Below are 20993 nucleotides of genomic sequence, written 5' to 3'. Positions count from 1 at the left end.
CTCTAATCAATCAAAAAAGCACCATTTTGGAAACAATACTTACCATTGAAAATTTAGACAAACGCTACGGCAGTGTACATGCTGTTAAAAACGTTTCTTTCGAAATTAAAAAGGGAAATGTTTACGGCATTTTAGGACCTAACGGCAGCGGAAAATCCACAACCCTGGGAATCATCCTGAATGTTGTCAACAAAACCTCCGGCAGCTACAAATGGTTTGACGGAAAATTAGATACACACCACGCATTAAAAAAAGTAGGCGCTATAATCGAACGTCCGAACTTCTATCCGTACCTGACCGCTGAAGAAAACCTGAAACTGGTTTGCAAGATAAAAGACATTCATTATGACAAGGTAAAAGAAAAGCTGGAAGTCGTGGGACTACTGGAGCGAAAAGACAGCAAATTCAGAACGTTCTCTCTGGGTATGAAACAGCGGCTTGCCATTGCTTCGGCCTTATTGAACGATCCGGAAATCCTGATTCTGGACGAACCGACAAACGGATTGGATCCGCAGGGAATCCGCCAGATCAGGGATATTATCAAATTTATTGCCGCTAACGGCACCACTATTCTCTTAGCCTCTCACCTTTTGGACGAAGTGGAAAAAGTATGTTCGCATGTAGTAGTCCTTCGCAAAGGGGAAATACTATATACCGGAACAGTTGACGGAATTATTTCCAATGAAGGCTTTTTCGAATTACAGTCTGAAAACAACAGCGCATTAAAACTTGTTTTAGAAAAAATTGATGCCGTTGAAAAAATTGATGAAGAAGACGGAAAACTTTTTGTTTACCTGAAAGCTCCGCTGGAAGCTTCGGCACTTAACCAGCATTTATTTCAAAACAACATTGTACTGAACCACCTGGTTAAACGCAAACACAGTCTTGAAGAACAGTTTTTACAACTAACCAGCAACCGTTAATCATCAATCAACAAATCAACATTATGAAACGTCTTTTAGATATCGAACTTCAAAAACTATGGAAAAATAAAGCCAGCAGGGTTTTAATATTGTGCTACTTTATTCTGCTTTCCTTTATAGCCCTGATTGCTACAATAAAATTTGAATTTGGGAATTTCAAATTGCATATTGCCGAACAGGGTATTTTTAATTTCCCTTATATCTGGCACTTCAACACCTGGATTGCCTCCATTTTAAAGCTGTTTTTAGCCATTGTAATCGTTTCCATGATGGCAAACGAATACAGCTACGGCACGTTAAAACAAAACCTCATCGATGGTTTAAGTAAAAAAGAATTCATCAAATCCAAATTCCTGACCGTACTGCTTTTTGCTTTCGGCTCCACTGTTTTTGTGTTTGTACTGTCGCTTATTTTGGGATACAGCTATTCTTCCTACAATGAGTTTAGCATTGTTTTTTCAGACATGGAATACCTTTTTGCCTATTTCATCCGGCTGACCGCTTTCTTTTCTTTCTGTTTATTCTTAGGAATACTGGTAAAACGTTCCGCTTTTGCATTGGGTTTCCTGCTGGTTTGGAGCATCATCGAATCCATAGCGATCGGGTTAATGCGATGGCAAATCTTTAAGGGTACCGATATTTACGAAAAAGTAAGCCGTTTTTTCCCGTTGGAATCCATGAGCAACCTGATCAAAGAACCGTTTACCAGGCTTTCGGTAATCAACCAGTTAGGAGCAACAATAAGCGGGGCAAATCTTGAAAAAGACTATAGCGTGCAAATCGGCGACATTATCATTGTGATTACCTGGACCGTTATTTTTATGTTAATGTCCTATAAAATTCTGAAAAAACGAGATTTATAGTATCTTTGCGGTTACTATGCATGTATATATAAACCGCTACTTAACAGCACTTTTACTGTTGTTTTCGACAACAATTTTTGCTCAATATATTCAGGTAACTGAAAATTACACAGACGACCAGTTAGTCCGGGACAAGCTTTTTAACAGTTCTTGTGCCCAGGTATCCAATATTTCCATAAACGGTTACACGTTTAATGACGGAAAAAAAAGTTACGGCTATTTCCAGGGAGTCAATGGTTTCCCGTTCAATGACGGTATTATCATTACTACCGGAAAAGCAGTTTCGGCTGTTGGCCCCAATGCTTCTATTCTGAGCGAAGGGCCTTCCAGTTGGGCAGGCGATCAGGATCTGGAGCAGGCTATTGGCGAAAACAACACGATTAATGCTACGGTATTGGAATTTGATTTTATTCCGATCTCCAATAAAATGAGTTTCGACTATGTTTTTGCATCCGAACAGTATTTAACCAGCCCGAGTCCGAATCAATGTAATTATTCCGATGGTTTTGCTTTCCTGTTAAAAGAAACCGGAGCCCAGCAATACCAGAACTTAGCGGTTGTACCGGGTACCAGTATTCCGGTAAAAGTAACCACCGTTCGCGGTCCCGGAACCATTTGCCCGGAAGCCAATGCCCAGTATTTTGGCGGCTTCAACCAGGTGCAGAGTCCTACTAACTACAACGGCCAGACAGCAACCCTAAGAGCGGAAGCAACCGTAATTCCCGGAAACACCTATCACATCAAGCTTGTAATAGCCGATCAGGGAAATCAATACTATGACTCGGCTATCTTCCTGAAAGGCGGTAGTTTTAATATTGAAACCGATTTGGGTCCGGATCGCTTAATCGCAACCGGAAATCCGGTTTGTCACGGCGAAAATGTCACTATAGATGCAACCCAAACCGGAGTAAACGCTTACCAGTGGTATACCGTTCAGAATAATGTTGCGACCATCATTCCCGGAGCAACCAACCCTACTTATACCGTAACGCAGCCGGGAACATACCGCGTGGAAACAGCCATTACAACAGCAGGCGGCAACTGTACTTCCAGCAGCCAGATTGTCATTGAATATACCGATCTGTTAACCCCGAATAATGCCACTTTAATACAATGTGACGATGCTACCCAGAACGGTATCACAAAATTCAATTTAACGCTTGCCGATAACGATATTAAAAGCACTATTGCTGCGGGAACAACCACATCCATAAATTATTACCCTACGCTTCAGGATGCCCAGAATTTAACCGGGTTAATTGCTAATCCTACGGCATATCAGAACACTACAGCCAACACCGACACGGTTACAGCACGAATTATCAGCCAGTATAACTGCGTGGCTTATGCCACTGTAACGCTACAGGTAGCGAACAATACAATTGCAACCTTACCGCCACAAAAACAATGTGATAACGATGGTACCCTGGACGGCAGAACCGCTTTCGACCTGAATGCCATAACGCCATTATTTACAGGATTACCGGCCGGTGCCAATGTTCAGTATTTTGCAACCATAGACAATGCCTTGTCTGTTACCAGCCCGTTAAGCTCCCCATACATCAATACCACTCCGAATCAGCAGGTTATTTATGCCCGCGTGGTTAACGGTTCCGACTGTTACGGTATTTCACCGGTAACCTTAGTTGTAAACAGTTTTAACGGTGCCAATATTCAGAATGAAACAAAAACCATCTGTCCGGGCGGTACCGTAATATTAAGTGCTCCGGCAGGATTTACATACGAATGGAATACAAATCCGGTAAAAACTACCCTGACAATCACGGTAGACCAGGCAGGAAGTTATGCCGTTAAAATCACCAATGCCGACGGTTGCAGTGTTACCAAGACCTTTACCGTGGCAGCCTCTGCTCCGGCAACGATACTTTCAATAACGGTAAATGACTTTAATTTCAACCAGAATTCGGCAACAGTTAACTACCAGGGGCCGGGTTCTTATGAATTTTCATTAGATAATGCTACTTTCCAGAGTTCGCCTACATTTACCAATCTTGAACCCGGAGAATATATCGTATATGTAAAAGACACTAAAGGATGTGCTACCGTAAACAAAACATTCTTTGTTTTAGACTATCCCCGTTTCTTCACACCCAATGGCGATGGTTATAACGACGTATGGCGAATTCCGTACCTGAGCCGGTATCCGAATGCCAAAGTGGCTATTTTTGACCGCTACGGCAAGCTGTTGTATTTCTTTAAAGGCGGCGGCGGCTGGAATGGAGTGTATAACGGACGGGATCTTCCTTCGACCGATTACTGGTTTACAATTACATTCGATACCGGAAGAGTTGTTAAAGGACATTTTTCGATGTTACGCTAAAAAAATTGTCCAAACGAGCCTGTTTTTTACTAATTTTAGTTCCAATTTAAATTCGTTTAATATGCTCGATTTGAACTTTTCCCCTTTCCCGATACTGGAAACGGAACGATTACGATTGCGACAAATCACAGAACAAGATGGCCAGGAGATGTTCCTGCTTCGTTCCAACCCGGAAACCATGCAATATATCCCCCGGGAATTGCCTAAAAATATTGATGATGCCATTGCGCATATTCAATATATGGAAGAACTGCGGCTAACCAACGAATGTCTGAACTGGGCCATTACGCTAAAAGGCGAGGATAAAGTTATTGGTCTGATCGGATACTTCCGTCCGCAGCCGGAAAACCACAGAGCAGAAATAGGTTATATGCTTTCACCGGATCATCAGCGAAAAGGGATCATTCAGGAAGCCTTGACAAAAGCAATTACCTATGGCTTTGACGACTTGAAACTGCATTCCATTATTGCCATTACCGATACGGAAAACGATGCCTCCTGGAAACTGCTTGAAAAGAACAACTTTGTAAGAGAAGGTCATTTCAGGGAAGACACTTATTGGAACGGACGTTTTTCAGACAGTTATATTTATGCATTACGCAACAAATCATAAACAAAAAACCATCATAAGTATATGATGGTTTTTTTATGAATATTGTTTCTTTTTTTATTGTACTGCTAACTGCGCATTGATGTTTCCATAGCCGAAATTAGCATTTTTAGTCGGATAGAAACTGGAAGACTGTTTCATTTTATTCAGTACCTGATCTCTTGTCCAGCCCGGGTTTTTAGCCCAGACCAAAGCCGCGATACCCGCTGTAGTTGCTGTTGCTACCGAAGAACCGCCCACATAATTGGCCTGATTGTTATAATAGCTCAATACCGGAACATTGTTGTTTGTTCCTGTTCGTTCCATTACAATGGTAAAATCGATTTTACCACCTTTATGACACACATCACACTCCTGAACCGTTTGCCCTTCTTTCACTCCGGTTACGGCAACTGCTTCATTCATGGAAGCCGGGAAAATAACGCCTGCAAAATTGGTAAAACTCGTGGAAGTTCCTCCGGCACAGAAAATAAGTTTGCCTTTGCCATAGGCATATTTCACACCGTCTTCAATTTTTCCAATGGAAATAATATGTCCCATAGACATGGAAATGATTTTCACATTACTGTTATTGCCTAATGCTGTAAAGGCTAATTTCACGCCTTCCTGCTCATGATAACCGTCCAGGACCACATTCGATGCCGCGCGGTACACGATCAGGCTGGAATTATAGGCTACACCCACCGGTAAACCGCTGTTGTTTCTGGGTGCTGTGGCAACAGAGGCCATACTGGTTCCGTGACCACACTGATCGTCCGGACCGTCAAATCCTGTAGACCATGGCCAAACCGAATCCACATAAACGCCAAAACGCTGTACTGTTCTTCCGGAAGAATAGCCGGTGTTAAAGCTGCTGCCCATTAAAGTCTGCTGTGGCGACAATCCGGTATCCACCACACCAATGGTAACACCGCTTCCGGTACTGTAACTCCAGGCACCCGGAATATTGTGTTTGTAAAAATTCCACGGCACTCTTGCATTGGGAGCAATCGTAGTATAATCGGCTGTAGCGATCGTAGCCGAAGCAAATCCGCATCCGGAGCTGGAGCTCACTTCTGCGCCATAAACCGGACGTTCCTGTGCCGCATCAAAATAACGGTAATTCGCCGGTTCGATATAGCGTATATTCGCTTCTTTTAATAAAGCCTCCAGTGTTTCTCTTTTTTTGATAACCACATCAATCTGGTTCAGATCGGCATCTTCTTTAATAATTGTTTCCCGCTCCGAACGTTTTTCAGAGTCCAGAATAATATTTTTTAAACGTGTTTTGATCTCTTTTCCTTTTTTGGAGGTCTGTCCGACGAAATCATCGGCATTTTCACCAAAACCAATGGTAACCATATTATCACCTCTGATTATAGCACTCCACAATAACTGATAGCCGCCATCTTTCCAGTGGAAGCTTCCTTTGGTACTGCTGATGGCATCAATCCGGGAATTGATCACTGCCCTTGACAGCGTGTCTTTTTGAAAGGTTAGCAAACTTTCGTCCTGTGCTGTAGAACTGGTTTCGTCTCTGGAACAGGCGGTAAAAATGATCATGCCTAATAAAGCTAACTTAAAATAGTTTTTTTTCATTATTCATTAGATTTAAGGGTTACATTCTCTAAAAATAACAATAATTTTAACACAAACATTATTGAAATGTAACAATTTTCACCAAAAAAGTATTTTAATCCAATAAAAGCTCGCGCTTTGTGAGGTTTCAACAGGCGGCACTCCTAAAATAATGCTACCTTTAACCAAAATTCGAAACCATGAAAAAACTATTCCTTTTTCTTGTATTATGCATCGTTCAGACCGGTTTTTCGCAGGATAATCCCACGACCTACTTTTTGATCCGGCATGCCGAAAAGGTCGATAATTCCAAAGATCCGGATTTATCGGAAGCCGGCAGGGAAAGAGCATTGGCCTGGCGTGCTATTTTTTCGGATATTCCGTTTAACGCCGTGTACAGTTCTGATTTTAAACGAACCAGACAGACGGCCGCACCAACGGCGGAAAAGAACAAAACAGCGATTCAGATATACGACCACAAGAACGTGAACATTGAAAAGTTTAAACAGGAAACAAAAGGCAAAACCGTTTTAGTTGTCGGCCACAGCAATTCCATATCCAATTTTGTAAACCTGCTGATCGGGGAGCAAAAATATACCGAAATTGACGAAACCATTTTTGGCAACCTTTATATGGTAACCTTGTTAAACGGTAAAGTAACACATTCCCTTCTGAAATTATAAAAAAGAAGAAGACTGCCGTATGGCAGTCTTCTTGATCAAAAAACCAACTATTATATCCCGGATATTAGAACTTCATTCCAACCCCTAATCCCAATATCCAAGGATTAATTTTTACATCTGCCGGAATACTCAGCCCTGGTGCCAGGTTTGAAGCATCAACCGTTACGTCCGTTTTCAGGAACAAACGTTTTACATCGGCATTTATGAAGAAAGTATCATTCAGCATCAAGTCAAAACCAGCCTGAACCGCATACCCTAATGCATTATCATATTTTACATCTTTTACAGTATTTCCTTCTTTTACATCATAGAAGAACGTATAGTTCAATCCTGCTCCTACATAAGGTTTGAATACTTTTTCGCCCAATGGGAAAAAGTGATACTGAACAGTCAAAGTAGGTGGCAGTAAACGAACAGAACCCAAATCGACATCTGCTTTAGTCGGACCGCCAACAGCTGAAATATCCGAACCTACTGTATGTACATCGTGTTTTGTAGTTCCTAAAATCAATTCTACAGCAATATTTTTAGTAAAGAAATATGAGAAATCCAGCTCCGGAACGATCGTATTGGAAAGCGAAACATCCCCTCCGATAATACCAATATCTGCACTTTCATTTGGCACTACTCCGATACCTCTAAGTCTAACCTGCCATTTTTTAAAATCTTGCTGTGTGTTTTCTTTTTCCTGTGCCTGCATAAAGTTTACACCAAGAAAAGTAAAGATAATTGCTAAAAAAGTTATTTTTTTCATTTCAGTGATTGTTTAATATTTACAAGACAAAATTAGCCCCATTGAATCCAATAAAAACTGACAAAAATCATAGTATAAAAATTATTTTCGAATGGAATTAAAACTTTAAAATTTTCCTGATTCGCTTTTTGTTCTTACATTTGCCGTCCTATGCTAAAAACAGTCAACATACTTAACAAAAGAGCGAAATTCGACTACGAAATACTCGAAAAGTATACCGCCGGTATTGTATTAACCGGGACTGAGATCAAGTCTATTCGTTTGGGAAAAGCTTCTATTGCCGAAAGTTTCTGTGAATTTCACGGTCATGAACTTTTTGTAATCAATTCCCATATTGAAGAATACCTTTACGGCACGCACTACAACCACAAAGCAAAAAGCGAGCGCAAACTGTTATTAAACCGGAAAGAACTGAAAAGTCTTTTAAAAAGTATGCAGAATAAAGGGCTTACCATTATTCCGTTGCGTCTTTTTACCAACGAAAAAGGACTGGCCAAATTAGACATTGCCCTTTGCCGCGGTAAGAAAAACTTTGACAAGCGCGAAACGATAAAAGACCGCGACAACAAGCGTGACTTAGACCGTATTAAAAAAGTACACTAAATTTTACCGGAAAAGCTATTTCTAAATTGATATTTTATGACTAAAATTGTCATGAAATTCAACAACTATGAAAACACTTCTCAAAAACGCACGGGAACAAAAAGGACTCAAAACACGGGAAGTGGCACAATTGCTTCATATTGACCAGGCTTTGATTAGTAAATTCGAAAACGGCCTGCGCAAACCAACACGGGAACAGCTCTCCAAACTGGCTGCCTTACTGGAAATCGATTTTGAAACCCTGCTGGTGGCATGGCTGAAAGAAAAGATCCTCTACGAGATCGGACAGGACGAATATGCCCTGAAAGCCATTCAGCTTGCCGAAGAAGAGATCAAATTCAATGCTTTCCAAAAAGCCTATCCCATTTCGGCACGGCTTCAGCTTTTACTGAATGAAATTGACAATCTGAAAGAAAAAGCAGACCGGTTCCGGCAATTTGAAACGGAAAAAGTTACCCGCATACTGGAACTGGAATACACCTTTGAAAGCAATCAGCTGGAAGGCAACACCCTTTCGCTGGACGAAACAAGTGCAGTTCTTTTCCAGGGCCTCACCATAGCCGGAAAAAGCATGCGCGAACACCTGGAAACCATCAACCATCAGGAAGCCATCCGTCATTTAAAACAGCTTGTTGAACGAAACGGCGCCCTGTCTGAAAAAGATCTTTTCTCGCTCCACAATATGATTATCAGGGGTATTCATCCGGAAGCATCCGGAAAATACCGTACCGAAGTGCTGAACACGCCGGAAAGCGCCTATATTCCTCCGGCACCGACATTGATTCAGAAACAAATCGCCGATAGTTTTATGTGGTATGAAACCAATAAAAACAAACTGCACCCGGTGGTATTAGCTGCCGAAATGCTGGAACAACTCCTTTCCATCCAGCCATTCCTTAACGGAAACGGAAAAGTTGCCCGTTTGTTCATGAACTTCATTTTACTGCAAAACGGTTTTGTAGTTGCCAATATTAAAGGCAATCAGGAATACCGTATGCTGTTTGCTAAAATATGCGAAACGGCGGCGCTTACCAAAGACAAAGAACCTTTACTGGTGTTTATTGCGCTGGCCGAAAAAGAAAGTCTGGAACGCTACCTGAACGTACTGGTACAAAATTAAAACGCCCGATTTAAGTATCGGGCGTTTTCTATATTTTAGTTTTTATCTTCCAGTAAAGGCACGAAACGGAAATCGCCGAATTCGTGTTTTTCAAACTGTGTTTCATTTTTGCGGATCAGCAGCGTCATGACCTGAACATCTTCGCCCAAAGGAATTACCAGCCTTCCGCCTATTTTTAACTGTGCCATTAAAGGCTGCGGAATAAACGGCGCTCCGGCAGTTACGATAATACTGTCAAAAGGTGCAAAATTAGGCAGTCCTTTATAGCCGTCGCCAAACGACAAATGTTTCGGACGCATTCCCAGTTTCGGCAGCAATAACGAAGTGGTTTTAAACAGTTCGTTCTGACGCTCCACGCTGAACACTTTGGCACCCATCGTACACAAAACAGCCGTCTGATAGCCGGAACCGGTACCGATCTCCAATACCTTATCGTCTTTTTTCACCTGTAATAATTCCGACTGAAAAGCTACCGTATAGGGCTGCGAAATCGTCTGCCCGGCACCAATCGGGAAAGCTTTGTCCTGATAGGCAAAATCTTCAAAACTGGAGTTTAAAAATAAGTGTCGCGGAATTTTCTTGATGGCATCCAATACGTTTCTGTCCGTGATACCTTTCTGTTGTAAAACGGTTACTAACTGATTACGAAGTCCTTGATGTTTGGCAGTATCTTTCAATTTTATGGCAATTAATTATCGGTAAAAATAGCAAACAAATTTACAATTTGAAATCCATCATCTGAAATTATTAACAGCCTATTTCGCTTTAAAAAATCATCCAACTTTTGAATTTGAAATATAAGATTTTAAATCTAAATGGTTTATTTTTGTTGAAAATAGATAATCATGCTAAAAGTTGGCGTATTGGGTGCCGGTCACCTTGGAAAAATACATTTGCGATTACTCAATCAATCTGAAAAATACGAATTAATAGGATTCTATGACCCGAATGCCGAGAATGCTGAAAAAGTGGCTCAGGAATTTGGTTATACAAAATTCGACTCTATAACTGCTTTAATCAACGCTGTCGATGTAGTCGATATCGTTACGCCTACCCTTTCCCACTTTGAATGTGCCAAAGAAGCCATTGAAAACGGGAAGCATGTTTTCCTGGAAAAACCCATTGCAAACACCGTGGAAGAAGCCAATGAAATCATTGTACTGGCAAACAAATACCAGGTAAAAGGTCAGGTAGGTCATGTGGAGCGCTTTAATCCGGCTTTTAAAGCGGTTAAAGATAAAATCGAAAATCCGATGTTTATCGAAACCCACCGTTTAGCCGAATTCAACCCGCGCGGTACGGATGTTCCGGTGGTGCTGGATTTAATGATCCACGATATCGATGCTATTTTAAGCGTCGTGAAATCGAAGGTAAAAAACATCAGTGCGAGCGGTGTATCGGTAATTAGTGATTCTCCGGATATTGCCAATGCCCGTATTGAATTTGAAAACGGCTGTGTGGCCAATGTCACTTCCAGTCGTATCTCGATGAAAAACATGCGTAAAGCCCGTTTTTTCCAGAAAGATGCCTATATCTCTGTGGATTACCTGGACAAAGTATGTGAAGTGGTAAAAATGAAAGATGCACCGGAAATTCCGGGTGATTTCGATATGATTTTACAAAATGCAGAAGGAGTTAAAAAACAAATCTATTACGACAATCCGTCTGTAGTACAAAACAATGCTATTTTAGACGAATTGGAAACATTTGCCGATGCCATCAACAACAATACAACACCAATTGTAACGCTGGAAGACGGAACGGAAGCTTTGCGTATAGCCCACCAGATTATCAACTGTTTCAGTAACTAAGCTAGCAGGACATGATCGATACAGTATTATCAGATACGGAAACCCTGATTCGGTTCGCTATAATTTGCGGAGCGACCCTGCTTTTTTCGTATTTTTTCAATTTGTATCTGAAAAGACTCATCCTTAAAAAATCCGGCATTATCGATAATGATCCTACCAATTATGTTTTTTTCAAACATTTTGCAACGGCGGTCATCTATCTTTTCGGTTTCGGATGGGCTTTACTAACACTGCCAATTGCCAAAACATACGGTCATTCATTACTTGCCGGAGCAGGTGTAACCACCCTGATTGCCGGTTTTGCCTCACAGCAGGCTCTGAGTAATATTGTAGGCGGAATTTTTATACTGATTTTCAAACCGTTCCGGGTAAACGATTATATTGAATTTCAGGGAAAATCCGGACGGGTCATGGAAGTCAACCTTCACGACACCATTATTCAGGATGATGCCGGCAATACAATAGTAATCCCGAACACATTACTATCCAACGGAATAATAACAAACATTAAAAAACAACCATAAAATGAAAAACATAGCTGTAATCGGAGCCGGAACAATGGGTAACGGAATTGCGCATACTTTTGCACAAAGCGGTTTTAAAGTATTATTAATTGATATTTCTGAAAAATCTTTAGAAAAAGGAATGGCAACAATCGTTGGGAATTTAGACCGAATGATTGCAAAAGGAACCATTACCGAAGCCGATAAAAAAGCAACAATTGAAAACATCATTACCTATACCGACATTGCAGACGGAGTGGTAAATGCTGATTTAGTGGTAGAAGCGGCTACAGAAAATGTAACTTTAAAGCTAAACATCTTCAAACAACTGAGTGAAGTTTGTGGTGAAAACACCATTTTAGCGTCCAATACTTCTTCAATTTCCATTACACAAATCGCTTCTGTGGTTAAAAATCCGGAGCGTGTAATCGGTATGCACTTTATGAACCCGGTGCCTATCATGAAACTGGTAGAAATCATCCGTGGTTACAATACTACAGACGAAGTGACCAAAACCATTATGGATTTATCGGTAGCTTTAGGAAAAACACCGGTTGAAGTAAACGATTATCCGGGATTTGTAGCCAACAGAATTTTAATGCCGATGATTAACGAATCTATCGAAACCTTATACAACGGTGTGGCCGGCGTACAGGAAATCGACACCGTTATGAAATTAGGAATGGCACACCCTATGGGACCATTACAATTAGCAGATTTTATCGGTTTGGACGTTTGTCTTTCAATTTTAAACGTAATGTATGACGGATTCAAAAATCCTAAATATGCTCCATGTCCTTTATTGGTAAACATGGTAATGGCAGGAAAATTAGGCGTGAAATCCGGAGAAGGATTCTATGACTATTCGGAAAGCAAAAAAGCAGAGAAAGTAGCGAAAATGTTCGCATAATCACAACGATACACTATTGACAATTGGTATCCGGCAGGTTATCAATTGTCAATTTTTAATTTAAACACAAAATGGCGATAATAAAACCTTTTAAAGCAGTTCATCCCACAGCAGACAAAGTAAGCCTGGTTACTTCCCGCTCCTACGACGATTATGGGGCTGCGGAACTGGCGGCTTACCTGGAATTCAATCCGTTTTCTTTTTTGCATATCCTGAATCCGGCTTATGTGAACCAGCAAAAGATCGGATTTGACAAACGCTTTAAAATGGTCGCCCATAAATATGCCGATTTTAAAAAAGAAGGCATTTTGGTTCAGGAAGAAACAGCTGTACTGTATGTTTACCGGATTGAAACCAAAAACCACATTTTTACCGGAATCCTGGCTGGAACCTCGGTAGAAGATTACCAGCAAAATCATATCCGCAAACACGAAGACACGCTGCAATACCGCGTGGATCTGTTTAAGGATTACCTGCATCAGACCGGATTCAATACCGAACCCGTTTTGATGACCTATCAGGACAATTCCGTTTTAAACGAATGGATAACGTCCAAAACCGCAGAACGTCCTTTACTGGAGTTCTCAACAACCAATAAGGAAAAACACACCCTTTGGAAAATTGCAGATGAAAAGGAGATTCAGTGGTTACAGGAGCAATTCGCGACGGTTGGCGATTTTTATATCGCAGACGGCCACCACCGCTCTGCCTCTGCCGAGTTATTATACGAACAGGACAAAGATTCAGGCAATGAAAACCTGAATTACTTTATGAGTTATTTAATTGCCGATAGTAATGTAAAAATATACGAATACAACCGCCTGATCCGCGATTTGAACGGTTATACCAAAGAGGATTTTATTAAAAAATTAGCCGACAATTTTGTCATCAAAAGCAAGAAACAGGAATTATGGAAACCCAAGCACAAATTTGAGTTTGGTATGTATCTTGATGGGGAGTTTTATACCCTGAAACTAAAGGAAGAAAACTTTACCTTTGATAATGCTCTTGCCGGACTGGATGCCCAGATTTTATATACAACGGTTTTACAGCCGATTTTAGGGATTGACGATTTGCGTACCGACGACCGTATTGCCTACATTGCCGGAAGTAAATCGATCACCAACATTAAAGAAATGGTAGACAGCGGCGAATTTGAAATTGGTTTTATGCTGTTTCCTACCAATATTTCGGAAATTAAGGATCTGGCCGATGCCAATCTGATCATGCCGCCAAAAAGCACCTATATTGAACCCAAGTTCAGGAGCGGACTGGTTGTTTATGAGATATAACGATCCTTTGTAAATTATAATGTTACAGCAAATGACAATAAAAGAAAACCTACTCGCTATAAAAAATTCGCTTCCGGAACCGGTTACCCTGGTAGCGGTTTCGAAAACCAAACCGGTATCGGATCTGATGGAAGCCTATGAAGCCGGGCAGCGCATTTTCGGGGAAAACAAGATCCAGGAAATGACGGACAAATGGGAACAGCTGCCAAAAGATATTCAATGGCACATGATTGGTCACGTACAGTCCAACAAAGTCAAGTATATGGCTTCTTATGTGACCCTTGTTCACGGAGTAGACAGCTTGAAATTATTACAGGAAATCAACAAACAGGCCAAGAAACACGACCGTGTTATCGACTGCCTGCTGCAAATATATATCGCTGAGGAAGAAAGCAAATTCGGACTGGATGCAAATGAGTTAAACGAATTGCTGCAGTCGGAAACATTTAAGGAATTACAGCACATTCGCGTGATCGGATTAATGGGAATGGCCACTTTTACCGACAGCGAAGCACAAATAAAAAAGGAGTTTCAAAATTTAAAAGCTATTTTTGACAGCACAAAAGGAATTACCGCTGCCAATTTTGATCTATCGGTATTGTCCATGGGAATGTCGGGCGACTATAAAATCGCCATTGCCTGCGGAAGCACCATGGTTCGGATAGGAAGCAGTATCTTTGGAACGCGATAATAGAAAACGTTATAAACTAAGAACAGAATTTGTACGCTATATTAGACATAGAGACAACCGGAGGGCAATTTAACGAAGAAGGAATAACGGAAATTGCCATCTATAAATTTGATGGACATGAAGTTGTCGATCAGTTTATCAGCCTTATTAATCCCGAAATACCAATTCAGCCGTTTGTTGTAAAACTTACCGGGATCAATAATGCTATGCTGCGTTCTGCTCCTAAATTTTATGAAGTTGCAAAGCGGATCATTGAAATTACCCAGGATTGCATCATCGTAGCCCATAATGCTTCTTTTGATTACCGCATCCTGCGTACGGAATTCAGACGCCTGGGATATGACTTCAACAGCAATACCATCTGTACCGTTGAATTATCTAAAAAATTAATTCCGGACCAGCCTTCCTATAGTTTAGGGAAACTGGTGCGAAGCCTTGGTATTCCTATTGCCGACAGGCACCGGGCCACCGGAGATGCGATGGCAACCGTTAAGCTTTTTAAAATGCTTTTGGCAAAAGATGTCAAAAAGGAAATTATTACAAGCTTTGTCAAAAAAGAAATAAAAACCGGAATTTCCCCGAAATTACTGGACATCGTGGAAGCGATTCCCGCCAAAACCGGTATCTATTATATTCACCGCGAAGACGGAACCATTATTTATATTGGCAAAAGCAAAAACATCAAAAAACGCGTTAACCAGCACTTTACAGGAACCTCGCGAAAAGCAAAACGAATACAGCAGGAAGTTTTTGCGGTTACTTTTGAAGAAACCGGAAACGAACTGGTTGCATTGCTAAAAGAAAGCGAGGAAATAAAAGTAAACAAGCCCGTTTACAACAGATCACAGCGAAAAACAATTTTTCCCTGGGCTTTATATGCCGAAAAAAATAAGGAAGGCTATCTGGCCTTACGCCTCGCCAAAGCCGACGGACGCAAAAAAGAAGTCACTTCTTTTGCTACGCTGGTTGAAGGCAAGAATTTTTTGCATAAAATAACTGCCGAATACCAGTTATGCCAGAAAATAAACGGTTTATACGACACTAAAAAAGGCTGCTTTCAGTACGATATCAAGCAATGCCACGGTGCCTGCATTGGCAAAGAAGCTGCTGCCGATTACAATGTCAGGGTTCAGGATTTCCTGAACAACCACCAGTTCCAGAATCAGAATATGGTTATTGTAGACCGGGGAAGAAGCATTGATGAAAGAAGTGCTATTTTAGTTGAAAACGGGATCTACAAAGGCTATTGCTTTTACGATCTTAACTACCAGATTAACAATATTGACATCCTTAAAAAGATCATTATCCCGATGCAGCACAACAGGGATACCCGGAATATCATTCAGAATTACCTGCGCAAAAAGAAAGTTAGCAAAGTAGTCACCTTTTAAATCCAGTGCGAGTATGAGGGTATTAAAAACCAAATACGACATTTTCAGGCAGAAAACGTATATTGTTATTTACGGTTCCAACACTTTTGGCGGACGTCTTTTTGACTTAGCCCTTCTGGGTGTGATTTTGTTGAGTGTCCTTTTAGTCATGCTTGAATCGGTACAGAAACTGGATGCCAAATACCATACTTTTCTCGTGGTTTCGGAATGGATCATTACTGTTTTTTTCAGTATTGAATATGCCCTCCGGATCATTTGCAACAAGCGTCCCTTAAAATATATTTTCAGTTTTTACGGCCTGGTCGACCTGATTTCCATTTTACCGATGTATTTATCCTTTTTTATTCCGGGATCCAAAATACTATCGGTGGTACGGGCTTTGCGTTTACTGCGTTTGTTCGGTATTTTAAACCTGGTGCATTTCACCGGACAGGAATCCCAGCTTAAACTGGCCATAAAAGCCAGCCGTACTAAAATTATTGTTTTTATCTATTTTATCCTGGTGGTTTCCATTCTTTTAGGCGCCATCATGTATGTTATTGAAAGTCCGGAAAGCGGTTTTACCAGCATTCCGGTGAGCATTTACTGGTGTGTGGTTACGCTCACAACCGTTGGTTACGGCGATATTGCCCCGGTAACGACCTTAGGGCAGATTATTGCCGCCTTTATCATGATCATGGGTTACGGCATTATTGCGGTTCCTACCGGAATAGTAACGGCCGAGTTTGCCAATGCCAAAAGAAATACCACCGACACGGAAGGTAAAAAAGTATGTCCTTCCTGTACGACTATAATTTATAATCAAGACTCCCGCTATTGTCATCACTGCGGGGAAAAATTAAGTAATGACTAACTATTTAATCACCATAATCGGTCCGACCGCTATCGGTAAAACCGCTTTGAGCATTACACTCGCAAAGCATTTTAACTGTGAGATCCTTTCCTGCGACAGCCGTCAGTTTTTTAAAGAAATGACCATCGGGACGGCCGTGCCTTCTGCTGAAGAATTAGCGGCAGCACCGCATCATTTTATCCAGAACAAATCGGTATTTGACGACTATACGGTGGGCGATTTCGAAAGGGAAGCCGTTACTTTACTCGATACACTATTCCTGAAGAACAACATCCAGATTATGGTTGGCGGTTCCGGATTATACGTTAATGCCGTTTTAAAAGGTTTTGATGATTTTCCGGACATAGCTCCTTCCGTTCGGGAGAACATCCGGGAAAACTTCGAAAACCACGGCATAACATACCTGCAAAACGAGTTACAGCAACGCGACCCGGACTATTACACCAAAATCCTTCAGGAAAATCCGCAAACCCTGCAAAATCCCCAGCGCATGATGCGTTTTGTGGAAGTTTGCATTGGCAGCGGCAAGACCTATTCTTCTTTCCTGAATCAGAAAAAAAACAGCCGCAATTTCACGCCTATAGTGATTGGTCTGGAAGCCGACAGAGAACTCATGTATGACCGCATTAACCAAAGAGTTGACCTCATGTTGCAGGCCGGGCTTTTAAAAGAAGCCGAATCGCTTTATGCTAATAAAGCGTTAAACGCTTTACAAACGGTGGGTTATCGCGAATTATTTAGTTACTTTGACGGCGATTTCACATTCGATTTTGCTGTTGAAGAAATAAAAAAGAATACACGCCGTTTCGCAAAACGTCAGATGACCTGGTTCAAACGGACGGAAAATGCAAAATGGTTTGATTTTAAAGCTTCGCCCCAAAACATTATCGATTATGTGAAGCAGCAAATTCAAAATTCATAATCATGCCAATAGCACCCGATTTTACTTCCGTTTATGAACACGAATGGGAGATCAATTTTACCCAATGTACTCCATACGGGCTTCTGAAATATGTAGACCTTTGTAACATACTGCAGCTAACCGCCGCCGAGCATTCCATTCATGGCGGATTGAGCTTTAACGACATGCAGGAACACGATCAGGCCTGGGTTTTAAGCCGGATCCGCGTGGAAATAACCGATACTTTACCCAAATGGATGGACAAGGTAATCGTAAAAACATGGATTGAAGATTTACAGGGCTCCCGCTCTATCCGTAATATTGAAATGTACCTGAATGGTAAAAAAATAGCCGGTGCCACCACCTATTGGGCTGTTTTTAATACCAAACTGAGAAAAGCGGAAGCGCTGGCTTTACCGCACGAGCATTTTGAAAAATATCCCGACCGCCACGCTACCGAACACAGCTTTTCACGGATTAACGTGACCCGGGAAGCCGAAAAAGTGACCAACCGGACCATTGTACTCTCCGATCTGGATATCGTTAATCACGTAAACAATGTGAAATACCTGGAATGGTGCCTCGACACTCTGGATACCAGACAGGTCTTAAAACAGGGCCTCAAAAGTTTTGAAATGAATTTTCTGAGAGAGCTCAATTTAAACGATCAGGTAACGATTCACCGGGATCAGGAAGCAGATCAGACATATTTTTCGGTTACTAAAGACAATAAAGTAAGTTTTGCTTTATTGCTGGACTGGAAAGCATAAAAATATAAAAAGCTCCTTTACAGGAGCTTTTTTGTTTCAGAGTAGATAGGGTGTTATTCTGCAACTTTATTTTTGATTACCAAACGGAAACCTTCACCGTGGATGTTCAGAATCTCAACATCTTCGTCCTGTTTCAGGTATTTACGCAATTTGGCGATATAAACGTCCATACTTCTTGAGGTAAAGTAATTGTCGTCTCTCCAGATTTTTGTTAGTGCTAACTCTCTTGGCATTAAGTCATTTTCATGCAAAGCAAGCATTTTAAGCAATTCGTTCTCTTTTGGAGATAATTTGATCGGCTCCTCATTCTGGAAAGATAAGAAACGTAATTTTGAGTTCAAATGGAATTTACCGATGATAAATTCAAACTTCGTATTATCTGTTTTAACTTCCGATGCTTTACGCTGAATAATTGCTTTGATTTTCATCAGCAATACTTCCGAATCAAAAGGTTTGTTCAAATAATCATCTGCTCCTACTTTGTATCCTTTTAACACATCCTCTTTCATGGATTTTGCCGTTAAAAAGATAATAGGCACTTCTTTATTTTTTTCGCGGATTTCTCTCGCTAGTGTATAACCATCTTTGTAAGGCATCATCACATCAAGAATGCATAAATCGAAATTATCTTTCTTGAATTTTTCGAAACCTTCCATACCATTTTTGGCTAAAGTAACTTCAAAATCGTTTATTAAAAGGTAATCTTTGAGCACTGCTCCAAAATTGGGGTCATCTTCTACTAAAAGAATTTTTTTGTTAGTCGTATCCATATCATTAATTTATTAGTGGCATTTTAATTATAAAGGTACTTCCTTTACCTTTTTCGCTTTCTACAAATATCTGACCGTTATGGTCTTCAATAATCCTTTTCACATAGGCTAATCCCAGCCCGTGTCCTTTCACATTATGTAAATCGCCTGTGTGCTCGCGGTAGAATTTTTCAAAAATTCTCTTTTGAGCGACTTTACTCATCCCGGCGCCGTTGTCTTTTATTTTAATCAACACAAAATCTTTTACGTTTTCTGTTGTAACATCGATTATCGGTGCCTCAGGCGAATATTTAATTGCATTGTCCAGTATGTTAACCATTACATTCGTAAAGTGAACATCGTTCAGCAGTATTGTTGTCCGTTTTGCATTCAGGTGTTCTTTAATAACACCGCCACGGTCTTCAACAATCAGGTTAACATGCTCGATAGCATCTTCAATTATAGTATGAACGTCTGTTGGCTCTTTACTGATCTCCAACTCTCTTTTTTCTAATTTCGAAATACGCAGTACGTTTTCAACCTGGGCATGCATTCTTTTATTCTCATCCCTGATCATTTGCAGGTACCGCTGTACTTTTTCTTTGTCGTCTATGATTTTTGGGTTTTTAATCGCATCCAAAGCAAGGTTAATCGTTGCAATGGGTGTTTTAAACTCATGGGTCATGTTGTTGATAAAATCGGTTTTAATTTCCGAAATCTGCTTTTGTTTGATCAGCTGGTTCAGGGCACTAAAATAGGCCACGATGATAACCAGTGTAAAAATGATGGACAGTGAGGTAATTCCGACCAGTGACGAGAAAAGAAACTTGTTCTTTTGAGGAAAGCTCAGCAAAAGCTGGTATTTGCTCTGTCCTTCGTTATCCGGGAAAACCGGAATACTGTAGGTTGAATTTTTATCGTAATTAAAATTCTCCGATTTCACTTTTGTAGCCAGCATATTGCTGTAAATCCCGAACTCAAAAGGCGTGTTCACCCCATATTGATTCAATTCATTGCGAAGCATCAGCTGCAGCTTATCTTTCGATACCCGCTCCTGAATGGGTTTCAGTCCGACGATATCCTTGAAATAGATCTCAAACTGTGCTTTGTCCAGAATGTCCAGATTTCCTTCTTTTTCAATCGTAACATCCGGCATCGGTGCTTTTTGAAAAGAAGAATTATCCACTACATTTCCATTGTAAATTTCTGTCTTTCGTTTCGCTACAAAACTTTTCAGCGAAACGGAATCCGATTTTTTATCAAAGAACGAACGATTTAAATTATAATCTTCTAAAACGATAGTATTCGAATAAATGATCTGTTCATTCGTTTTCGGGTCGCGTTTTACGTAGAAATACTCTAACAAATCGCTTTGTCTCGGTACCTTACCGATACTATCCTTTAATTTATTGAACTTTTCATAGAACTCAAAATACTCCTGTTGCTGTAGTTTGTTAGCTACGCTACCGATAACTTGTTGTACGTGATACTTAAACTGTTCTTCATTATTTTTATAAGAAGTATTTATCCAGAATAATTGTACTAATATGATTCCTACCAGGGATAGGCTCATCAATATTATCAATAAGAGGAATCTCGTTTTATTCATCAAAACAAAATTAACATTTTAACATTTATTGCTTAAAAACATTAACCAAAGATTAACAT

The 20993-nt window shown here is 40.6% G+C and carries 21 protein-coding genes; 16 read left to right on the top strand and 5 right to left on the bottom strand.

What is annotated here, in order from left to right; genetic code table 11:
* The first annotated feature begins 26 nt into the window (after positions 1–26).
* The 4 genes from B3394_RS08915 (at position 27) to B3394_RS08900 (ending at position 4740) form a co-directional block, all read left to right on the top strand.
* Positions 27–923 carry an ABC transporter ATP-binding protein gene (locus B3394_RS08915; protein WP_286915349.1) on the top strand — a complete coding sequence of 299 codons (897 nt, stop codon included), beginning with the start codon at positions 27–29 and terminating at the stop codon, positions 921–923.
* 23 nt (positions 924–946) lie between these two features.
* Positions 947–1786, top strand: coding sequence for an ABC transporter permease (locus B3394_RS08910; protein WP_177735566.1), 840 nt, complete (start codon positions 947–949; stop codon positions 1784–1786).
* Between the two features lie 16 nt (positions 1787–1802).
* Positions 1803–4127, top strand: a complete 2325-nt coding sequence (locus tag B3394_RS08905) for a T9SS type B sorting domain-containing protein (RefSeq protein WP_286915343.1) — start codon at positions 1803–1805, stop codon at positions 4125–4127.
* Between the two features lie 61 nt (positions 4128–4188).
* A complete protein-coding gene (locus B3394_RS08900) occupies positions 4189–4740 on the top strand; it encodes a GNAT family N-acetyltransferase (RefSeq protein WP_177735570.1) in 552 nt (183 codons plus the stop codon).
* Positions 4741–4794: 54 nt separating this feature from the next.
* Here the strand turns inward: B3394_RS08900 and B3394_RS08895 are convergent, their stop codons facing one another.
* On the bottom strand, positions 4795–6315 hold the full coding sequence (locus tag B3394_RS08895; RefSeq protein ID WP_177735572.1) for a S8 family peptidase: 1521 nt from the start codon (positions 6313–6315) through the stop codon (positions 4795–4797).
* 179 nt (positions 6316–6494) lie between these two features.
* Between B3394_RS08895 and B3394_RS08890 the strand changes: the two genes are divergently transcribed.
* The gene (locus B3394_RS08890; RefSeq protein ID WP_286915339.1) at positions 6495–6977 is read left to right on the top strand and encodes a phosphoglycerate mutase family protein; all 483 of its coding nucleotides are present in this window, start codon (positions 6495–6497) and stop codon (positions 6975–6977) included.
* A 64-nt stretch (positions 6978–7041) separates the two neighbouring features.
* On the opposite strand, the gene B3394_RS08885 is transcribed toward B3394_RS08890, so the two are convergent.
* The gene (locus B3394_RS08885) at positions 7042–7731 is read right to left on the bottom strand and encodes an OmpW/AlkL family protein (protein ID WP_273243663.1); all 690 of its coding nucleotides are present in this window, start codon (positions 7729–7731) and stop codon (positions 7042–7044) included.
* Positions 7732–7881: 150 nt separating this feature from the next.
* On the opposite strand from B3394_RS08885, the gene smpB reads away from it, so the two are divergent.
* Entirely contained in the window at positions 7882–8334 is a 453-nt protein-coding gene (gene smpB / locus B3394_RS08880) for an SsrA-binding protein SmpB (protein WP_177735578.1), read from the top strand.
* 67 nt (positions 8335–8401) lie between these two features.
* Positions 8402–9454 (top strand): Fic family protein, encoded by a 1053-nt coding sequence (locus B3394_RS08875; RefSeq protein WP_286915337.1) that lies wholly within the window; start codon positions 8402–8404, stop codon positions 9452–9454.
* A gap of 35 nt (positions 9455–9489) precedes the next feature.
* Here B3394_RS08875 and B3394_RS08870 read toward each other — a convergent pair whose 3' ends face one another.
* Positions 9490–10131 (bottom strand): protein-L-isoaspartate(D-aspartate) O-methyltransferase, encoded by a 642-nt coding sequence (locus tag B3394_RS08870; RefSeq protein WP_177735582.1) that lies wholly within the window; start codon positions 10129–10131, stop codon positions 9490–9492.
* Positions 10132–10299: 168 nt separating this feature from the next.
* Between B3394_RS08870 and B3394_RS08865 the strand changes: the two genes are divergently transcribed.
* The 9 genes from B3394_RS08865 (at position 10300) to B3394_RS08825 (ending at position 18576) form a co-directional block, all read left to right on the top strand.
* Positions 10300–11265, top strand: a complete 966-nt coding sequence (locus B3394_RS08865) for a Gfo/Idh/MocA family protein (RefSeq protein WP_286915325.1) — start codon at positions 10300–10302, stop codon at positions 11263–11265.
* A gap of 11 nt (positions 11266–11276) precedes the next feature.
* A complete protein-coding gene (locus B3394_RS08860) occupies positions 11277–11789 on the top strand; it encodes a mechanosensitive ion channel family protein (protein ID WP_177735586.1) in 513 nt (170 codons plus the stop codon).
* 1 nt (position 11790) lies between these two features.
* Positions 11791–12678, top strand: a complete 888-nt coding sequence (locus B3394_RS08855; protein WP_273243670.1) for a 3-hydroxyacyl-CoA dehydrogenase family protein — start codon at positions 11791–11793, stop codon at positions 12676–12678.
* Between the two features lie 71 nt (positions 12679–12749).
* Positions 12750–13970: a DUF1015 domain-containing protein gene (locus B3394_RS08850; RefSeq protein WP_273243672.1), complete on the top strand. Its 1221-nt coding sequence runs from the start codon at positions 12750–12752 to the stop codon at positions 13968–13970.
* A 31-nt stretch (positions 13971–14001) separates the two neighbouring features.
* On the top strand, positions 14002–14661 hold the full coding sequence (locus B3394_RS08845; RefSeq protein WP_286915320.1) for a YggS family pyridoxal phosphate-dependent enzyme: 660 nt from the start codon (positions 14002–14004) through the stop codon (positions 14659–14661).
* A 29-nt stretch (positions 14662–14690) separates the two neighbouring features.
* Positions 14691–16052 (top strand): exonuclease domain-containing protein, encoded by a 1362-nt coding sequence (locus B3394_RS08840; RefSeq protein ID WP_286915314.1) that lies wholly within the window; start codon positions 14691–14693, stop codon positions 16050–16052.
* A gap of 13 nt (positions 16053–16065) precedes the next feature.
* Positions 16066–16905 (top strand): ion transporter, encoded by an 840-nt coding sequence (locus tag B3394_RS08835; RefSeq protein WP_286915312.1) that lies wholly within the window; start codon positions 16066–16068, stop codon positions 16903–16905.
* Positions 16898–17827 (top strand): tRNA (adenosine(37)-N6)-dimethylallyltransferase MiaA, encoded by a 930-nt coding sequence (miaA, locus tag B3394_RS08830; RefSeq protein ID WP_286915310.1) that lies wholly within the window; start codon positions 16898–16900, stop codon positions 17825–17827. Before B3394_RS08835 ends, miaA begins: the two co-directional genes overlap by 8 nt.
* A gap of 2 nt (positions 17828–17829) precedes the next feature.
* Positions 17830–18576, top strand: a complete 747-nt coding sequence (locus B3394_RS08825) for an acyl-[acyl-carrier-protein] thioesterase (RefSeq protein WP_286915306.1) — start codon at positions 17830–17832, stop codon at positions 18574–18576.
* Between the two features lie 53 nt (positions 18577–18629).
* Here B3394_RS08825 and B3394_RS08820 read toward each other — a convergent pair whose 3' ends face one another.
* Both B3394_RS08820 and B3394_RS08815 read right to left on the bottom strand, forming a co-directional pair.
* Positions 18630–19346, bottom strand: a complete 717-nt coding sequence (locus tag B3394_RS08820) for a response regulator transcription factor (RefSeq protein WP_177735602.1) — start codon at positions 19344–19346, stop codon at positions 18630–18632.
* Positions 19347–19350: 4 nt separating this feature from the next.
* Positions 19351–20934 (bottom strand): sensor histidine kinase, encoded by a 1584-nt coding sequence (locus tag B3394_RS08815; protein ID WP_177735604.1) that lies wholly within the window; start codon positions 20932–20934, stop codon positions 19351–19353.
* Positions 20935–20993 lie beyond the last annotated feature (59 nt).

Source organism: Flavobacterium sp. UBA4197, from assembly GCF_002379575.1.
Lineage (GTDB): Bacteria > Bacteroidota > Bacteroidia > Flavobacteriales > Flavobacteriaceae > Flavobacterium > Flavobacterium inviolabile.
The sequence above is the reverse complement of the archived record's forward strand: the minus strand, read 5'-3'. Positions and strand labels throughout refer to the sequence as shown.